The sequence below is a fragment of the Marinobacterium arenosum genome (genome assembly GCF_019795155.1).
Lineage (GTDB): Bacteria > Pseudomonadota > Gammaproteobacteria > Pseudomonadales > Balneatricaceae > Marinobacterium_C > Marinobacterium_C arenosum.
On the sequence record NZ_JAILYN010000002.1, the window covers coordinates 32,187 to 48,364 of the forward strand.

General features: G+C 60.5%; 16 protein-coding genes. 1 reads left to right on the forward strand and 15 read right to left on the reverse strand.

From position 1 onward, the window contains the following. Positions 1-202 precede the first annotated feature (202 nt). The 8 genes from pdxR to K6T12_RS01150 form a co-directional block, all read right to left on the reverse strand. Entirely contained in the window at positions 203-1,672 is a 1,470-nt protein-coding gene (pdxR, locus tag K6T12_RS01115; protein WP_222218610.1) for a MocR-like pyridoxine biosynthesis transcription factor PdxR, read from the reverse strand. 614 nt (positions 1,673-2,286) lie between these two features. Next, entirely contained in the window at positions 2,287-3,675 is a 1,389-nt protein-coding gene (locus K6T12_RS01120) for an aminotransferase family protein (protein WP_222218611.1), read from the reverse strand. Positions 3,676-4,668: 993 nt separating this feature from the next. Continuing rightward, a complete protein-coding gene (locus K6T12_RS01125; protein ID WP_222218613.1) occupies positions 4,669-5,472 on the reverse strand; it encodes an ABC transporter ATP-binding protein in 804 nt (267 codons plus the stop codon). Continuing rightward, entirely contained in the window at positions 5,469-6,374 is a 906-nt protein-coding gene (locus K6T12_RS01130; RefSeq protein WP_222218615.1) for an ABC transporter permease, read from the reverse strand. The genes K6T12_RS01125 and K6T12_RS01130 overlap by 4 nt, the downstream gene beginning before the upstream one ends. Before the next feature lie 161 nt (positions 6,375-6,535). Beyond that, positions 6,536-7,495, reverse strand: coding sequence for an ABC transporter substrate-binding protein (locus tag K6T12_RS01135; protein ID WP_222218617.1), 960 nt, complete (start codon positions 7,493-7,495; stop codon positions 6,536-6,538). Between the two features lie 235 nt (positions 7,496-7,730). After that, positions 7,731-8,237: a YgjV family protein gene (locus tag K6T12_RS01140; RefSeq protein WP_222218619.1), complete on the reverse strand. Its 507-nt coding sequence runs from the start codon at positions 8,235-8,237 to the stop codon at positions 7,731-7,733. Between the two features lie 76 nt (positions 8,238-8,313). Next, the gene (locus K6T12_RS01145) at positions 8,314-8,733 is read right to left on the reverse strand and encodes a VOC family protein (RefSeq protein ID WP_255611463.1); all 420 of its coding nucleotides are present in this window, start codon (positions 8,731-8,733) and stop codon (positions 8,314-8,316) included. A gap of 31 nt (positions 8,734-8,764) precedes the next feature. Next, on the reverse strand, positions 8,765-9,310 hold the full coding sequence (locus K6T12_RS01150; RefSeq protein WP_222218623.1) for a TetR/AcrR family transcriptional regulator: 546 nt from the start codon (positions 9,308-9,310) through the stop codon (positions 8,765-8,767). A 138-nt stretch (positions 9,311-9,448) separates the two neighbouring features. On the opposite strand from K6T12_RS01150, the gene K6T12_RS01155 reads away from it, so the two are divergent. Beyond that, positions 9,449-9,661 carry a hypothetical protein gene (locus K6T12_RS01155; RefSeq protein WP_222218625.1) on the forward strand — a complete coding sequence of 71 codons (213 nt, stop codon included), beginning with the start codon at positions 9,449-9,451 and terminating at the stop codon, positions 9,659-9,661. A 230-nt stretch (positions 9,662-9,891) separates the two neighbouring features. Here K6T12_RS01155 and K6T12_RS01160 read toward each other — a convergent pair whose 3' ends face one another. From K6T12_RS01160 to K6T12_RS01190, 7 genes are all read right to left on the reverse strand, one after another. Continuing rightward, positions 9,892-10,068 carry an antibiotic biosynthesis monooxygenase family protein gene (locus K6T12_RS01160; RefSeq protein WP_222218627.1) on the reverse strand — a complete coding sequence of 59 codons (177 nt, stop codon included), beginning with the start codon at positions 10,066-10,068 and terminating at the stop codon, positions 9,892-9,894. A gap of 12 nt (positions 10,069-10,080) precedes the next feature. After that, positions 10,081-10,656 (reverse strand): hypothetical protein, encoded by a 576-nt coding sequence (locus K6T12_RS01165; protein ID WP_255611464.1) that lies wholly within the window; start codon positions 10,654-10,656, stop codon positions 10,081-10,083. Positions 10,657-10,785: 129 nt separating this feature from the next. Then, complete coding sequence (locus K6T12_RS01170; protein ID WP_222218628.1) at positions 10,786-11,661, reverse strand: carboxylate/amino acid/amine transporter; 876 nt, start codon at positions 11,659-11,661, stop codon at positions 10,786-10,788. A gap of 212 nt (positions 11,662-11,873) precedes the next feature. Continuing rightward, positions 11,874-12,944, reverse strand: a complete 1,071-nt coding sequence (locus K6T12_RS01175; protein ID WP_222218630.1) for an alpha/beta hydrolase family protein — start codon at positions 12,942-12,944, stop codon at positions 11,874-11,876. 92 nt (positions 12,945-13,036) lie between these two features. Continuing rightward, entirely contained in the window at positions 13,037-14,563 is a 1,527-nt protein-coding gene (locus K6T12_RS01180) for a PhnE/PtxC family ABC transporter permease (protein ID WP_255611465.1), read from the reverse strand. After that, positions 14,560-15,303 carry an ATP-binding cassette domain-containing protein gene (locus K6T12_RS01185; protein ID WP_255611466.1) on the reverse strand — a complete coding sequence of 248 codons (744 nt, stop codon included), beginning with the start codon at positions 15,301-15,303 and terminating at the stop codon, positions 14,560-14,562. The genes K6T12_RS01180 and K6T12_RS01185 overlap by 4 nt, the downstream gene beginning before the upstream one ends. Then, on the reverse strand, positions 15,296-16,153 hold the full coding sequence (locus K6T12_RS01190) for a putative selenate ABC transporter substrate-binding protein (RefSeq protein WP_222218632.1): 858 nt from the start codon (positions 16,151-16,153) through the stop codon (positions 15,296-15,298). The genes K6T12_RS01185 and K6T12_RS01190 overlap by 8 nt, the downstream gene beginning before the upstream one ends. Between the last annotated feature and the right edge of the window lie 25 nt (positions 16,154-16,178).

Consider the following 16,178-nt stretch of genomic DNA (forward strand, 5'->3'; position numbering starts at 1 on the left):
CATCGAAAATAAGCCCACCGGGAATCAGATCGGATATAACCGCCTACGGCGGTGGTGTACTAATACCCAAAGGGCACACCGAGTACACCCTACAGCCGGAATCTGCGGTTGTGTTGTAGGGTTGGCTTTAGCCGACCAGGAGCCCAAAGGGCTCCAAGCCGCCTACGGCGGTGGTGCACTGAAGTACACCCTACAGCCGCGCTTAAACCATCTCGTGGATCAGTTCCGCCAGCAGACGGATACCGGGTTCGATCCGGTCGGTGGAGATCGACGAGTAACCGAGCCGGAAATAGTTGAGCGGCGGCGGCTGACGCAGGAAGTGGATGTCACCGGGTTCGATCAGGATGTCACGCTCCATCGCCCGTTTTTGCAATTCACGGGCATCCAGGCCTTCCGGCCCCTGCACCCAGTAGCAGGAGCCACCGAAGGACGGCTGCTTGTGCGACTCCGGCAGATGGGTATTCAGCGCCTCGTCCATCGCATGCCAGCGTGCTTCGTAACAACGCATGATGTTCATGATCAACGCGTCGTGGTAACCACGCTCCAGGAACAGCGCCACCGAACGCTGGTTGTTGGCGGCGGGGTGACGCACCATCAGCCGGCGCAGCGCCCTCGCCTCGCGGATAAACTCCGTCGGGCCGACCATATAGCCGAGCCGCAGCCCCGGCGCCAGGGTTTTAGACAGGCTGCCGATATAGAGTACCCGTTCGTTCTTATCGAGACTCTTCAACGCCGGAATCGGGTTGGACTTGAAGTTGGTTTCACTCTCGTAGTCGTCTTCGATAATGATGAAATCATGCTCGTCGGCACGCTTGAGCAACTCGTAACGTCGCTCGATCGGCATGGTCACGGTGGTCGGGCACTGGTGACTCGGCGTCGTATACACCAGATCGCAATCGTCCAACCGCGCGTCGACGACCATGCCGTCGTCGTCCACTTCGATCGGACGGACACTCGACGGCCGGATCGAGGCAATATTGCGGATATCGACGTAGCCCGGTTCCTCCAGGCCGATCAGGCTGTCCTGATCCAGCAGCAGCTGGGCCATCATATAGAGCGACTGCTGGGCGCCAACGGTCACCAGGATCTGGTCCGCCGACGCCCAGACGCCCCGTCGTGGCAGCAAGCGGGTACGGATCTGCTCGATCAGCAGCGGGTCGTCATTATCGAAACGGTCGGACGCCCAGTCACGGATCGCCGGCACACTTACCGCATCGCGGCAGCATTCGCGCCAGTTGTTGGTCGGAAACAGCGAGGGATCGAACTGGCCGTAGATAAAGGGATAGGTATATTTCTGCCAGTCACGCGGCTTGACCATATTGGCCTGCTGGGAGGGCCGGCTTTTCATCCGGTAATCCCAGTCCGGCCGGTGCAGGCCAGCCTCACTGGCGGGCTGGGGGGTTTCCAGCGCCACCTTGCCGGCCAGGATATCCGGATTGACATAATAGCCACTGCGCTCTCGGGCGATCAGGTAACCGTCATCGAGCAGATGCTCATACGCCAGCACCACCGTATTTCGTGCCACGTTGAGCTGTTTTGCCAGTTTACGGCTCGATGGCAACGGTGCATCCTGCGGGATATTGCCGTTGAGAATCGCAGCAGCAATCTGCTCACGCAACTGCTGCTGCAGACTGGTACCCTTGTCCTGCGACAAGTGGAAGAGTTGAAACATAGCCATGCCTTATTATAGTTATTTCGCTTAACCGAGGCGGCTGGTGATACCGGCTCGCCCCTACTACTACTTCGGCAGCCTCCCTACCCCTGACTTGAGTATAGGTAGCCACTGCCGGGGTCCCGCACCCGCAATTTTGAACAAAATTAACATTAAAAACGGCACTAACCATAAAAAAAGGTTCTTCGCGCTTTAGAGGGAATCCTCCATGACAGTCATAAACTTGCCGCCAGGCCCCCCTTGGTCGGGCGGCCCTGTCTACGTCGACTCCAAGCATGCCGAGTACGGCCCCGGCAGCAGCGGGCTCGACAGCAGCGGGCTCGGCATGCCTCTTGGCTACCGATCACGACAAGGTTTGTGGGGTTCGAAAGTGTCGCCCTCGGAGCGGGCTGCCACGAAGAGCGGTCTCGGTAGCCTTGCAGGGTGGGCTCGTATTATGTGCCCACGCGCGCTTGTACATATGATGCCGATGTTTCCCTCTAACCCGCGATGAATCAAAAAAAGCCGCGATCGTTGTCGCGGCTGTCCGTAATCTTTGTCAGACCAAACGGCTTTGAGCAATGCGGCAGCCGTCCCTGCTGCCGCCAGAGTGCCTGTCAGGCTTGCAACAGAACTCAGTTGGGCGCCAGCTCCGCCAGCGCGTTGTCGAGCGCATCGACGATGCAGTCGATCTCCTCGCGGCTGGCGATCAGCGCCGGGCTCAGGCAGATAGTGTTGTTGAACTCGCGGAACGAACGGTTGGTACGCCCGATAATCACGCCGTTCTTCATGCAGTGGGCGCCGATGGCGATCGGCAGACTCTCGTCGACCGGCTCCTTAGTGGTACGGTCTTTCACCAGCTCGAAACCGGCAAACAGCCCCTTGCCACGCACGTCGCCGATCACGTCGTACTTCTCCATCAGCTGGTTCAGCCGGCCGCGCAGGTATTCGCCCTGCAGCGCCACATTGTCCAGCAGTTTCTCATCCTCGATGATCTGCATGTTAACCAGCGCCGCCGCCGGGCCCGCGGTGCAGCCGCCGAAGGTGGAGATGTCGCGGAAGTAGCCCATGCGTGCGTCATCGTCCTCTTTGAAGGCCTCGAACACCGCCTCGGTGGTCACGGTACAGGAGATCGCCGCATAACCGGAGGCAACCCCTTTCGCCATGGTGACGATGTCCGGCTGGATGCCGTAGTGCTGGTAGCCGAACCACTTGCCGGTACGGCCCAGGCCGCAGACCACTTCGTCGATATGCAGCAGCACGTCGTACTTCTTGCAGATCTCCTGCACCCGCTGCCAGTAGCCCTGCGGCGGCTCGATCACCCCGCCGCCGGCGGTGATCGGCTCCAGGCAGAGGGCGCCGACAGTGTCCGGCCCCTCAGCCAGGATCACCTTCTCGATCTGATCGGCCGCCCAGACGCCGTAATTGTCCAGATCGGCTTCCGGCTGGGCACGGTATTCGCAGCAGTGCGGTACTTCGACGAAGCCCGGCGTGAACGGGCCGTACTGGTTCTTGCGTTCGAACTGACCGGTGGCGCTCAGCGCCGTGATGGTGGTGCCGTGATAGTCGCGCTCGCGATACAGCACCTTGTACTTCTTGCCGCCGTATTTCTTCTCGGCGATCTGACGGACGATCTTGAACGCCTTCTCGTTGGCTTCTGAACCGGAGTTGGAGTAATAGACGCGGCTCATACCCGGCATCTTGTCCAGCAGCTTCTCGGCGAACTGCGCCGCCGGCACGTTGCCGGCGGTCTGGGCGAAGTAGTTCATGGTGACCAGCTGGTCGCGCACCGCATCGGCAATCTCGGTGCGGCCATAGCCGACATTGACGGTCCAGACCGCGCCGGAGACCGCATCCAGGTATTCGTTGCCCTTGGCATCCCAGACCCGCATCCCCTCGCCTTTGACGATCACCAGCGGGTCGTTCTGCTCGAACGGCTTGTGCTGGGTGATATGGTGCCAGACGTGATTGCGGTCCTGCTCGATCACTTCGCCGGCATTGAATTCGTTAGCATTGAAAGTCATGTAAACCTCCTGTCGGAGCTTGTTATTTTTTTAGGCGGCAGGAGCCAAACTCCTCACATCCAATTACTAACGGGCTCCGTCGGGTTCTGGCTGCTGTCTCTGCAGAGCGGCACTGCGAAGCCCCGTTGTCATCAAAAGTAGGATCATTGGTCGAGAGCAGTTAGAACCAGTTATCCGACCGGCATGATGCCAGCCCCGGAATACGGGGCTTGCGGGACGACTGGTCTTATTGGGAGGATGGTGCTGGTACCACGAGTGGAGAAAAATCGCAGCTGAATTCCCTGCTACAACAGGCGCTTACGATTATTTGGCAAGCCGCTTTTAACGCCTGTCGGTATTGCGGGCGCCCCTGTCTCGAACAGCACTTCTACGAGACAGCAATATCAGGCTTGGTTATATCCAGCCCGGGTTGTGAACGTCAGGCGCAGCTCCGGCAGCACCTGGTAAGACAGATGCAGTGCACAGGTCGCGGCCAAAGCCCCTCCTAAGACGTAATCCTGTTCGGTTCAGGCAATGCCGTTCGCGAATGGAGAAATATCTGCTCCCGGGGTCGCATCACCTTGTAGATGCTATGAAGGGCCACCGGTGATCTAACCTCCTAGCAAGAACACAGTTGCAGGTACGGTTATGACACACTCGGCAGCCCTTACTCATCAGTTTGAATTCTCTACCTGGCATTCGACCCGGACGCAAAAGGCTGGAAGTGGGCGTTCAGCAATGGTCAAAAACTGTTCCATCGCACCGTTTCGGCGGGGCGACCGTTATTGTAGATGGGGCGCGGCCGCAGGCGGTTGTGGAGCCCTGCAGGCTCCTGGTCGACTGATCCCCGAAGGGCACACCGAGTCAACCCTACAGTCACCGTTCCTGCCACTTAACCGAACAGCGTTACGTTATTGCCGGGGGACTGCGTTGCAGAGTGCCAAGCCGATCTCTCCATCCCCCGGCCAATAAAGCGAACAACTCTGGAGCCATCAGTCTGCCTGGCGCAGACTATCAGCTGCCCAGCAGCAGCTTGTCGTCGTCCAGCTCCTCGCCGTCGCCACGCGCCTTGGCGAACAGCGCCAGCAGATCCTTCACCTGGTACTGCCTGCGCTCCTCGCCGGACAGGTCGAAGATCACCTTACCCTCATGCAGCATCAGCGTGCGGGTACCGTAATCCAGCGCCTGGCGCATCGAGTGGGTCACCATCATCACGGTGAGCTTCTTCTCGGCAACGATCTGGCTGGTGATATCCATCACCAGCGCGGCGGTTTTCGGGTCCAGCGCGGCGGTATGCTCGTCCAGCAGCAGGATCTTGCTCGGCTGCAACGCCGACATCAGCAGGCTGATCGACTGGCGCTGGCCACCGGACAGCAATCCCATCTCGGCGTCGAGGCGGTTCTCCAAACCGAGGTTCAGCCGCTTCAACTGGGTACGGAAGATCTCGCGCAGCCGGTCGTTCAGAGCGAACGACAGGTTGCCCCGCTCCACCCGCCCGTAGGCCAGCGCCATGTTTTCTTCGACCGTCATATTGCCGCAGGTGCCGGCCAGCGGGTCCTGGAATACCCGCGCCACGTCGCGGGTACGGCCGGTGGCCGGCAACTTGGTTACGTCCTTGTCACCGAACAGGATGGTGCCGCCGGAGGCGGGAATATCGCCGGCGATGGCGTTCAGCAGGGTCGACTTGCCGGCGCCGTTGGAGCCGATCACGGTGACGAACTCCCCTTCTGGGATCACCAGATCGACGCCACGCAGCGCCTTCTTTTCGGTCGGCAGGCCGGGGTTGAAAGTTACCCGCAGGTTTTCGCAACGGATCATGACTGCGCCTCCCGGGCCGCTTGACGCGCCTTCCATTCACGGCGCAGCTGCGGCAGCACCAGTGCAATCGCCACCAGTGCGGCGGTGATCAGGTTCAGATCGGAGGCGGTAAAGCCGAGGAAGTCGGCGTTCAGCGCCATCGATACCGCCAGCCGGTAGAGCAGCGAGCCGATGATGCAGCTGAACACGATCAGCCACATGTTGCGGGTGCCAATCAGCGATTCGCCGACGATCACCGCCGCCAGGCCGACCACGATGGTACCGATCCCCATGGTGGAGTCGGCGAAACCGTTGGTCTGGGCGAACAGCGCCCCGGCCACCGCCACCAGCGCATTGGACAGTGCCAGGCCGGCGTAGATCTTCTCCTTGATGACGATGCCATTGGCCTGCGCCATCCGCTTGTTGGCGCCGGTGGCACGCATCGCCAGGCCGTACTGGGTCTGCAGGAAGAAGGCGATCAGCAGGCCGAACAGCAACGCGCAGATACCGACGAAGATCACCTTCAGGTACATCGCCGGAATGCCCAGCGCCTCGAACGGACTCAGCACCGTCGGCTCCATGATCAACGCCACGTTGGGCTTGCCCATGATGCGCAGGTTGATGGTGTAGAGCGCGGTCATGGTCAGGATACTGGCCAGCAGGTGCAGGATATTGAAACGCAGGTTCAACCAGGCGGTGCACATGCCCGCCATCGCGCCGGCCAGCGCGGCACAGCCGGTCGCCAGATAGGGGTTGAAACCTGTCACGATCATCGACGCCGCCACCGCCGCGCCCAGCGTGAAGCTGCCGTCGACGGTCAGATCGGGGAAATCCAGCACCCTGAAGGTCAGATAGACGCCGATGGCCACCAGGCCATAGACCAGCCCTATCTCCAGCGTACCCATAAAGGCAAACAAGGACATACACTCTTCCTGATTGATAAAACGCAGTAGCGCCTGAAAACTCTATACGACGTTTAAAAACGTCAAAAAAGCGCGCCGCGCGGCCCGCCTATCGCCACTTGAGAGCTGCGAAAAACGGACCCACGCGGCGTGATTCGATCAACCGCTAAACGGATGACTGATTACTGGATCACCTTGGTGGCGCGCGACAGCACCGACTCCGGGATCTCAACCCCCATCATCCGGGCTGTCTTGGTGTTCACGTACAGGTTGGTGCCTTCGGCGATCTGTACCGGAATCTGGCCCGGCTGCTCGCCGTTCAGCACCCGCAGTACCATCTCGCCGGTCTGGCGACCCAGGTCAGCGTAGTTGAAGCCCAGCGCCGCGACGGAGCCACGCTCCACCGAATCGGTATCGGCGGAGAACACCGGGATCTGGGCATCGATACCCACTTTGATCGCCGACTCCAGCGCGGTAATGATGGTGTTGTCCAGCGGGGTGTAGATCGCCTGCACCTTGCCGACCAGTTTCTGGCAGGCCACCATCACGTCGGAGGATTTCGGCGCCGGCGCTTCGACGATCTCGATACCCATCTTGGCGCCTTCGATCTTCATCATCTCGACGATGGAGACCGCGTTCGGCTCACCCGGGTTGTAGGGCACGCCCAGCTGCTTCAGCGAGGGGACGATCTCCTTCAGCAGCGCCAGGTGCTGTGCCACCGGCAGCATATCGGACAGGCCGGTGACGTTGCCGCCCGGCTGCTCCAGGTTGGAGACCAGTTTGGCTCCCAGCGGATCGGTCACCACCGAGAACACCACCGGGACCTCTTGAGTCGCGCTGACCGCCGCCTGTGCCGACGGGGTAGCGATCGCCACGATCACGTCCGGCGCCTCGCCGACCAGTTTGCGGGCGATCTGCGCCGCGATCGCCGGGTTGCCCTGGGCGCTCTCGTAGGTGAATTTCATCTTGTCTTCGGTATAGCCAGCCTCGACCAGCTTGGCCTTGATGCCGTCGCGCACCGAATCCAGCGCCGGGTGCTCGACAATCGCGGTGGTCGCCACGTGCACCTGCTCCGCCTGAACAGCGGTGCAAGACAGAACAGCTGCGGCGAGGGCCGCTTTCGCAAGGGTGCGGATACTCATCACTGATACTCCGGAAAACTATTGTTATTCCGGCCGAACTCCCCGGCCGGCCTGCACGAAAAGCGGTTTTGCCGCTAACGAACAGGAAGGATGGCGCGTAGTATCCATAAATCAATGCCTTGCAGGCAAGTCGGATGGGGAAATGGGCCTTAAAATCGGGCCTTGGGTTGATTCAGATACACTGTGAATCCGAGTAAATCTGAACATCGACGCATGGATCGATAAACGTAGCAGCTCAAACTGCCGAGCGCTGCGGCCGAATATAGTGACGGTAGTAGCCCACCAGGTTACTGCCGATAAACAGCGCCTCCATCACCACCGCCACCGGCGAATTGGCCAGGTAATTGTGCAGCAACCAGACACTGGTACCGACGATCATCAGCAACCGCAACCGCCTGTCGTCACGCTGGAACGCCGCCACCGTCTGCAACAGCGAACCGCTACAGCTCAGCAGGCTGATCAGCCCGGCATAGGTAAACAGGGTGCTGATAACCGAGGCCGCCGCAAACAGCAGCATCGTCAACCGGGAGGTGGTGAACACAGAGGTCAGGTAACGCACCGTGGCGATCGACATCAGCGCCGCCGCGGTCCACTGCTCCAGCAACGCGAAGTGCGACGAGATCAGCACCCCGGCACAGGCCAGGCACGCGACAATGCGCTTGCGTTCCTTGAACTGGAACGACAGCAGATCGAAACAGATCGCGATGGCGACCAGAATCTGTGACAGCAGGAAGTGGGACACAGCAATCTCCGTCAATTCAACGTCCCGTATTTTCGGCGGCCATCATCTCTTTACCGGCCGGTTCGGTTTGTTCCATTTACTCTGATCGCTCAACCGTCAAACCGACCTCCTGGCCATAGGACAGTTCCAGCGTGTGGCCATCCGGGTCGCGGATAAACGCCCAGTAACCGATCGGGTAACCCGAATCGACAGGTTCCTTGGCCAGAATCCCCTCCTGCCGCGCCTGATCGCACAGCCGATCCACTTCCTCTCGGCTGGTACACCCCACGCCCAGATGGGCGAACGGCCCCAGGATCGGAGTCGGCTGATCCGATCGGGACAGCACCAGCACGAACGGCCGCGTTCTATCCGACAACCAGACCACATGAACGCCCCTGGCTTCATCGGTACGCTCGTGTACCACCGCCATGTTCGCATAGCGCGCATAGAAATCGGCACTGGCCGCGATATCGCTGGCCGTCAGCGCCACATGGGTCAGCCCTATATCCTTGCTCATCCCGTTCTTACCTCCTTTATGACAGTCACTCTCAGGCGTTGACGACATTGGGCTCGCCCAGCCGTGCCAATTTTTCCCGCAAGCGCTCCAGCATCCGGCTGGCACTGGGTTGGCGCTGGTTCAGGCCGTACAGCAGCGTCATGAAATAGCAGTCGATCATGATCTCGGCATAGGCCGGGTCCTGACGATCGGCCATCAAGCGCTGTTTGAAGACCTCAATCTGCGGCTGTAGTTCCGCGTGCTGCCAAATTGTCTCCTTGAACAGTTCACGGCTGAACTCGCTGTTGTCGGCATAGTAACCGTATAGATAACCGGCATAGTGCAGCAGCCGCTCAGCCGGAGAACCGCCCGGATCCTGCTGTTCCGCTTCGGTCAACACCCTGTCCACCTGCGCCACTATACCGGCTTTCAGCATCTCCAGTTTGGTCGGGAAATGGCTGAACACGGTACCGTCCGCCACCCCGGCCTGGCGGGCGATCTGACGGGTACTGGTGTCCTGATAGCCCTGCTGATTGAATAGATGCCAGGCGGCATTGAGAATTTTTTCGCGGGTGAGCTGTCGCTTGGTGGTCGCCATCGTGTGTATCTGAGGCCTTCGAATGCTGGTTTGAGTCGTTGTCGGCAAGCCTACCGCACTTTGCCAGCGAAAGCTCTTGATTAATGAGCGCGCTCAATTTATTTTTTGAGCGCGCTCATTTATCAAGAAGAGATCTCTATGAAGTCGTTTATCAAACTTATGCTGGGCTACGGCCTGTACCTGCCCTACCAGATGTTCTTTTCCTACGTGGCGGGCCCGCTGCTGATCCTGGTGCTGGTGCCGGGCGGCCTGATAATGCTGCTGGCGATCGGCCGTGGCGAAGTATGGCAGATTTATAAAGAGGAGCTGTTTGGCCACTCAGGCCGGCCAAAAGCGGCACCGGTGGAATAATCGCCGCGGGGCGCGCCTCCAACCGGCTGCTACCGACCACCGTGTCGGTGTGCGGCCTGACTGGCCATTGGATTAAAGTAAGTCGTTATCGCGCCCTTGTGCCAGCGCTGAGAAGTGGGAAGTGGGAGCCGCGCCCCGCATGGTCCGGCAATCCGGTGCTTGTCCGCATTTACAGGATTGAATCTGGAACCGGATAACTAGTAGCGGCTCTCAGCCTCCTCATAAATACCTTAGTGTGCATTTTCGTACACAGAGGTATAGCGCTCTACGGTGGGGAAAGAATCATAGAAATGGTGCAATAGGTAGTCCTTCATGGTTGAGACAATCGCCTGAGTCTTGCCGAAGGCTTGCTCAAAATCGGCTTCCTTGCCGGGTTTTACATTGAGTATTGCGACTTCCAATATCATCTTCTCCACGTTTCAATGCACGGTCCAATTATCCTGGCGCAACTCATCACAATCCTTCACATAGACAAGATCGTTCCGGGCATCGTTGGGAATATACACTTGGTTGACGGCGGACTTGGCATAGCTGAAATCCTGGCACTGGGCGCTCTGGCCCGGGCCAACCACCACCCTGCTGCCGACCTTCAAGGTGCAGCGGCTGACGCGGTCCAGGGTACTCCATGACGGGCAGATCGCGTTGGCTTCGCGATATTGCGCCTTAGTTCCGTGCGGTGGTTCGAATGACCACCAGCCGCCGTACAAGGTATAGCTCTTGTCGCTGTTCCAGACCCGGTAGACCGCGACCGGTTCAGCCGCCTCGAAGACCCGCCCCTCGCAGAGGCCGCCCTTGCCGCTGACGCCGAGCGCTTTTTCCAACAGTGGAGGGTCCATCACTTCGACAAATCCGCCCGGCGGCGACATCACCTGGCCGACGCAAGCGACGCCGTCGATTCCTGCTACGGTATGGGTTCTTTGACTTTGCGGCCCGGTCGCGGCGCAACCGGCAAGCAGTACTGAAGAAAACAGAAGAGTAATGAACATCCTTTTCATAGCGCCCTGATCCTTAAGGTTTGTGAACTCAGCATCCCATACAATTCAGGATCTACACCATAGCAAATCGAAGCCAACAGAAAAGGGCAACCCAAATGAGCCGCCCTTTTCGTTGCAATCCAATTCTCGTTACGCCGCCTTGGCGGACAACTGGAACCAACGGTTCCAGCGGGCGTTGACCCAGAGCGACAGGGCGATGATAGCACCGCCGATCAGCAGCCGGACGATATCCGCGTCCCGGTTCCAGATCAGGATATTCACGATCAGGCCGGCCGGTACCAGCGCATTGTTCATGATCCCCAATGTGCCGGCATCCACCTGGCAGGCACCCTTGTTCCACAGGTAGAAACCGGCGCCGGAGGCGACCACGCCCAGCCAGCCCAGTACGCTCCACTGCAAAACCGTAGACGGCAATTTATCCGGATTGCCCAGCAGCAGATAAGCCGGCAGCACTACGCAGAGTGCGCCAAGGAAGAAATAGCCGAACGAACGCCAGGCCGGTAGATCTACCGGATAGCGCTTAACCAGGTTGGCATAACCGACCTGTCCGGCGGCAAACGCCATATTCGCCACCTGCAGCAGCAGGAAGCCGGTCAGGAAGTCGTCGCTCAGGCCGTCGTAGCGGATCACCCCTGCCCCCAACACGGCGATCGCCGTGGCTATCAGCGGTGCCGGCGAGAAGCGGCGGTTCAATGCATCATCGATCAGGGTGACATACAGCGGCGTGAAGATGGTGAACAGCAGCACCTCGGGTACGGTGAGGTACAGGAACGACTGGTACAGGCAGACGTAAGTAACGCCGAACTGCAGGCTGCCCACCAGGGCGATGCCGCCTTTCAGCTGTCCGGGCAGGCCACTCCAGCGGGTAAAGGGCAGGAAGATCAGCCCGGCCAGGATAATGCGGGTCATTACCGCGAAATAGCTGTCGACACGACCGGCGAGGTAGACGCCGATCAGACTGAACGAGACTGCCCAGAGGGCAGTAACCAAAACCAGATAACGCAAGATGATTTTCCTTATCAGTGAAGAGAACGCAGTGCGGAGCTATCAGGACGCAATTAAAGAAGCGCTGGCATTGTAGATTAGAGCAGTGCGAATAAGAATACTTCTTAATAAGAACAGGCGGGCATTGTCGATACGCAGGGGTTCGCCAAATTCACGCCAACCAACCGTGCCGACCGACATGACGGCCTGCTCCGGTTCTCGTTACCAACTTGTTATGGCGAACTTGCCCCGTCGATGTTTTGCACAGGAGGCTGCAGATATTTTTCAAGCGAGCCGGCGATCATATCGGCCAGCTCAGAGTGAATTTCCGCGCGCGACCGCTCAGCCTGATCCTGACAGAGGCGCTGGTCCTCGCCTAACGCCCGCAGAATTTTCAGCCCTCTCTTTTTACACAGGCTGAAAGCGCTGAATGGCGTTGCCTCAGGCACACGCCGATAACCGGACATCGGTATCGAAGCTGCCAAACCCGCGCTATCCAGTGCCAGGTTTATCTCCTTTTTCCCGCCCAGGTTGATGATGCTGACCGGAGTTTCTATTGCCGACAAACTTGCGGGGGTAAATACATGACCCAGTTCAGGATCGATCGCCACCACCACCTTGATGCGGCTGTCGTTTATTGGCACCTTAAAATTTGCAAAGTCGATCCGGTGCAGGTCCACACCATTTTTCTCGAACCAGGCGCAGTCCATCGCCAACGCGTCACTTTCGCATAATCGCCGGTATTTATCCGGATCGAGCCGGGCGCCGGCCAATGCAAGCGCCGAAGTTCCGCCGATGAAGAACCCCACGACCCCGACCCTGTCACCGTCAATATGACCGCCAAACGCCGGGTCCTGCACAAGCTCGGCCAATGCACTGCGCAGATCGTTCGGGCGCTTCCATGGCTCGCTGACGGCAAGGCCCGCATCGTTGTCGGTTAAGTGCGGCGGATGCGGCACCACCACGATATATCCCCTCGATGCCAGGTTAGCCGAAATCCAGCCACCCATCCGTGGCGCGGATCGCAGCCCGCCATGAGCCAGCAGTACCAGCGGATACTTGCCGCCGGCCATATCCGCGCCTTTCCTGGCGGGCACACCTTGAAAGATCTTGTTGCCTAAAATCTCCTCAACAGGCGTTTCCGCTGCTGTCGGATACCAGATATCGACATTGATAGCCGCCCCTCGGTCAGCTACATGGACCTCCCTGGCCTGATAACCGACTGCACTCGATGCTTGTACCTGAGCGCCAGCGGCCATCAAGACAAGATAGATTACAGACGTGATAAGCCGCCGACCTTTCATCCCAGAATCCTCATACCAACAGTTAACCCCCTTTACTCGCGTTAACCAACGCATTGACGCCGATGACGTTAGCAGCCTCGGGTTACCGCCCTTCAATGGCGGCGTGACAACAGCCCCGCCCGATCGCTTCGCGCCAACCGCCGCAAGCGGCGCGATAGGCTGTCGACCAGCATATTCAATAGCGCGGTCACCGCGATCAGCAGGAAGGCACGGTCGTAGCGGATCTCTTCGAACGCCGAGTCGATATAGAAGCCCAGCGTGGCGATGCCCAGAATCCCCATGATGGCGCTCTCGCGCAGGATCACCTCCCAGCGGTAGAACAGCAGCGCCAGCAGCGCCGGGAAGCGGCGCGGCGTTTCGATATAGGCATAGCGCATCAGGCCTTTAGGGTCGTCCGGACGGGCATGCGGGCCGTTGCGCTCGGCATCGCTGTCGTTGGCCACCAGGAAGGCGATCAGGCCGCCGTTGTGCAGTGCCAGCGCCAGTACCGCCGGCAGCCCGGACGGGCCGAACAGCAGTAGGAACACAAACGCCAGCACCATCTCCGGCGTCGAGCGCAGCACCAGCAGCAGGAAGCGGCCAGGCCAGCGCAGCACCGGCCCGGCCAGCGCGCGGCTGGCGAACGGATAGGTGGCCAGCACCACGACCCCGCTCAATACCAGGGCGATCTGGGTCAGCAGCAGGGTCTGCACCAGTCCCGGCCAGAGCTGTTCGTTGAACATCATGGCGTACCAGTCCAGCGCCGCTCCCCACTCCCCTGCCCGCACTGCCGCCGGCCAGATATCGCTGCTGATGAACTGCCACAGGTAGCCGCCGTTGCTGAAACCGATCGTTTCCGGCAGCAGCCAGAGCGCTGCCAGCAGATAGAGCGGAATCAGCCGTGGCCGCAGCCAGAAACGGATGCTGGCGATCAGCAGCAGGAAGGCCCAGAGCAACGCACCGGCTTCGCTGTACTGGCCCTGCTTGAAGGCGGTCTCCAGATGAAAGCCCAGCGTCGGCAGGCCGATGAAACCGAGAATCGCACTGGAGCGCAACGCGCATTCGAACCGGTAGCGGGTGTAGCTGACCAGCGCCGGCCAGGACTGGGGGATCAGGGTATACAGGTGTCGCTTCAGCCCCCCGGCGGCGGGCGGCACCGTCCGCGCAGGCTCCGGCGATTGCTGCTCGAAGATCTCGGCGAACACCTTGGCGAACACCCCGGTAAAGGGCACCAGGATCGCCAGCAGCCCGGTGGTGGCGCTGAGCCCATAGAGCTGCATGAAGATCAGCCCCCAGAACAGCTCGTGCACCGAACGCAGCGCCGCACAGAGCAGCCGAACCGGCAGCCAGTGGAAGACCGTCGCCAGCAACAGCCCCAGCGGCGCGGCCAGGGCCACCGCCAGCAGCGCAAAGGCAACGGTCTGCCCCACCGCCTCCAGCAGGGTCGGAAAATCGCGCCAGCCCGGCTGCAGCAGCCCCAGGCCGATGCGCGACAATTCCTGCCAGGGATCCACCGAGTAGAGCTGGATATCGGCGCCGATCAGCGCCAGCAGCGCGCCGCCGATCATCAGCAGGCAGACGCCGTTCAGCGTACGTGCGCTGGAACCCCGGCTGGGTAGCAGGCCGCTCAGCGCAATCATGAGGTACGGATCACCCAGCCTTCGCTGGCCGGTTCCGGTCGCTCGTAGGCCGGTGAGTCTGGCTGCTGATAGAACTCGTCGAGTCGCGCGGCGTTCAGCTCACTGGCCGGGCAATCGCAGCAGATGCGGCCATCGCGCAGTACCACGACCCGGTCGAAATGATCCAGTGCCAGCTGGCGGTTATGCAGGCTGACCACGGCGGTCTCGTGCTTTTCGAGCAGATGCTTGAGCAGCGCCTCGGCCTGCAGCGGGTCCACCGAAGACACCGGCTCGTCACCGAGGAACACCGGCTGCTGGCGGTAGAGAGCGCGGCCGATGGCGACCCGCTGCCGTTGGCCGCCGGACAGCCTGTCCGCCGACTGCCAGAGTTTCTCCTGCAGCCCCAACAGCTGGGCCAGTGCTTCGATCGCCCGGCGGTGGGCCGGCAGCGGACACAGCAAATTCCACAACGCCGGCAGGCTGCCGACCCGGTCCAGCGCGCCGATAAAAATGTTCTGGTAGACCGACAGCAGGTCGACCAGCCCGCCGCCCTGCGGTTGCCACGCGCTGCATTCCGGTTGCTGCCGGTAGAGCAGGTTCAGCAGTGTCGACTTGCCCGCCCCGGAGGGTCCGAGCAGCGCCACCTTCTCGCCATGCCGGATGGTCAGAGTGATATCGTCCAGCACCCGCTGCTCGCCGTAACTCAACGACTGCCGGGCCAGCTGGAACAGCACGGCGGAACTGCCGGTGCGATCAGTCATCCAGCAGGCCGATCGCCTTGGCGGTCGCTTCGATCGGCGCATAGTCGCTGTTGCTGGCCGGCACGAAGCGCTGACGCGGGAAGCTGGCCAGCAGCTCGGGATCGTTCAACTCCAGCATCGCCCTGCGCACCCGCTCCTTGAAACCGTCACCGAAACGGCCGTCCACATCGCCACGGATGGTCCACTGGTAATCCGGATAGCTCGGCGTGGTCCAGATCACCCGCACCTTGTCCGGGTCGATCTTGCCCTGCGCCAGCTCACTTTCCCAGACGCTGTAGTTCACCGCGCCAATCTGGTAGGCGCCGGACTGCACCTGGGCGATGGTGCGGCTATGGTCGCCGGAGAAGCCGACCCGCGAGAAGATCTTCTGCGGCGCTTCGCCGAACTGTTCGCGCAGATGGAACTCCGGCATCAACCGGCCCGACGTGGAGCCCTTGGAGCCGAAGGTGAAGGTCTTGCCCCGAAGTGAGTCGCTCAGTTGGTCAGCCGGCTCGACCCCGGCACTGGCGTGGGCGATGAAATAGGTTTTAAAGAACTGGTCTTCGTAGCCCTGTGCCAACGCTTCGGAGCCGGGTACCAGGCGGCGCGCCTGCACGCCGGACAGGCCGCCGAACCAGGCCAGCTGCACCTGGTTGTTGCGGAACGCGGTGATCGCCGCGGCATAGGACTTGACCGGGATGTACTGCACCTCCACGCCGAGCCGGTCGCTCAGGTAGTCGGCCACCTTGCCGAAGCGCTGTTGCAGGCGGGATTCGTCCTCGTCCGGAATGGCGGTGAACACGAAGGTATCGGCCCGGGCCAGTGCCGGCAGCAGCAGTGCCAGGGCCAGAAAACGACGCAGGAAAGACATAAAAAGCTCCTTGCTTCTTTCAGTC

What these genes read in the sequence shown, in the direction of transcription:
- pdxR (WP_222218610.1), bottom strand. Translation starts at nt 1,672, where the DNA reads ATGTTTCAACTCTTCCACTTGTCGCAGGACAAGGGTACCAGTCTGCAG.
- K6T12_RS01120 (WP_222218611.1), bottom strand. Translation starts at nt 3,675, where the DNA reads ATGACTTTCAATGCTAACGAATTCAATGCCGGCGAAGTGATCGAGCAG.
- K6T12_RS01125 (WP_222218613.1), bottom strand. Translation starts at nt 5,472, where the DNA reads ATGATCCGTTGCGAAAACCTGCGGGTAACTTTCAACCCCGGCCTGCCG.
- K6T12_RS01130 (WP_222218615.1), bottom strand. Translation starts at nt 6,374, where the DNA reads ATGTCCTTGTTTGCCTTTATGGGTACGCTGGAGATAGGGCTGGTCTAT.
- K6T12_RS01135 (WP_222218617.1), bottom strand. Translation starts at nt 7,495, where the DNA reads ATGAGTATCCGCACCCTTGCGAAAGCGGCCCTCGCCGCAGCTGTTCTG.
- K6T12_RS01145 (WP_255611463.1), bottom strand. Translation starts at nt 8,733, where the DNA reads ATGAGCAAGGATATAGGGCTGACCCATGTGGCGCTGACGGCCAGCGAT.
- K6T12_RS01150 (WP_222218623.1), bottom strand. Translation starts at nt 9,310, where the DNA reads ATGGCGACCACCAAGCGACAGCTCACCCGCGAAAAAATTCTCAATGCC.
- K6T12_RS01155 (WP_222218625.1), top strand. Translation starts at nt 9,449, where the DNA reads ATGAAGTCGTTTATCAAACTTATGCTGGGCTACGGCCTGTACCTGCCC.
- K6T12_RS01160 (WP_222218627.1), bottom strand. Translation starts at nt 10,068, where the DNA reads ATGATATTGGAAGTCGCAATACTCAATGTAAAACCCGGCAAGGAAGCC.
- K6T12_RS01165 (WP_255611464.1), bottom strand. Translation starts at nt 10,656, where the DNA reads ATGAAAAGGATGTTCATTACTCTTCTGTTTTCTTCAGTACTGCTTGCC.
- K6T12_RS01175 (WP_222218630.1), bottom strand. Translation starts at nt 12,944, where the DNA reads ATGAAAGGTCGGCGGCTTATCACGTCTGTAATCTATCTTGTCTTGATG.
- K6T12_RS01180 (WP_255611465.1), bottom strand. Translation starts at nt 14,563, where the DNA reads ATGATTGCGCTGAGCGGCCTGCTACCCAGCCGGGGTTCCAGCGCACGT.
- K6T12_RS01185 (WP_255611466.1), bottom strand. Translation starts at nt 15,303, where the DNA reads ATGACTGATCGCACCGGCAGTTCCGCCGTGCTGTTCCAGCTGGCCCGG.
- K6T12_RS01190 (WP_222218632.1), bottom strand. Translation starts at nt 16,153, where the DNA reads ATGTCTTTCCTGCGTCGTTTTCTGGCCCTGGCACTGCTGCTGCCGGCA.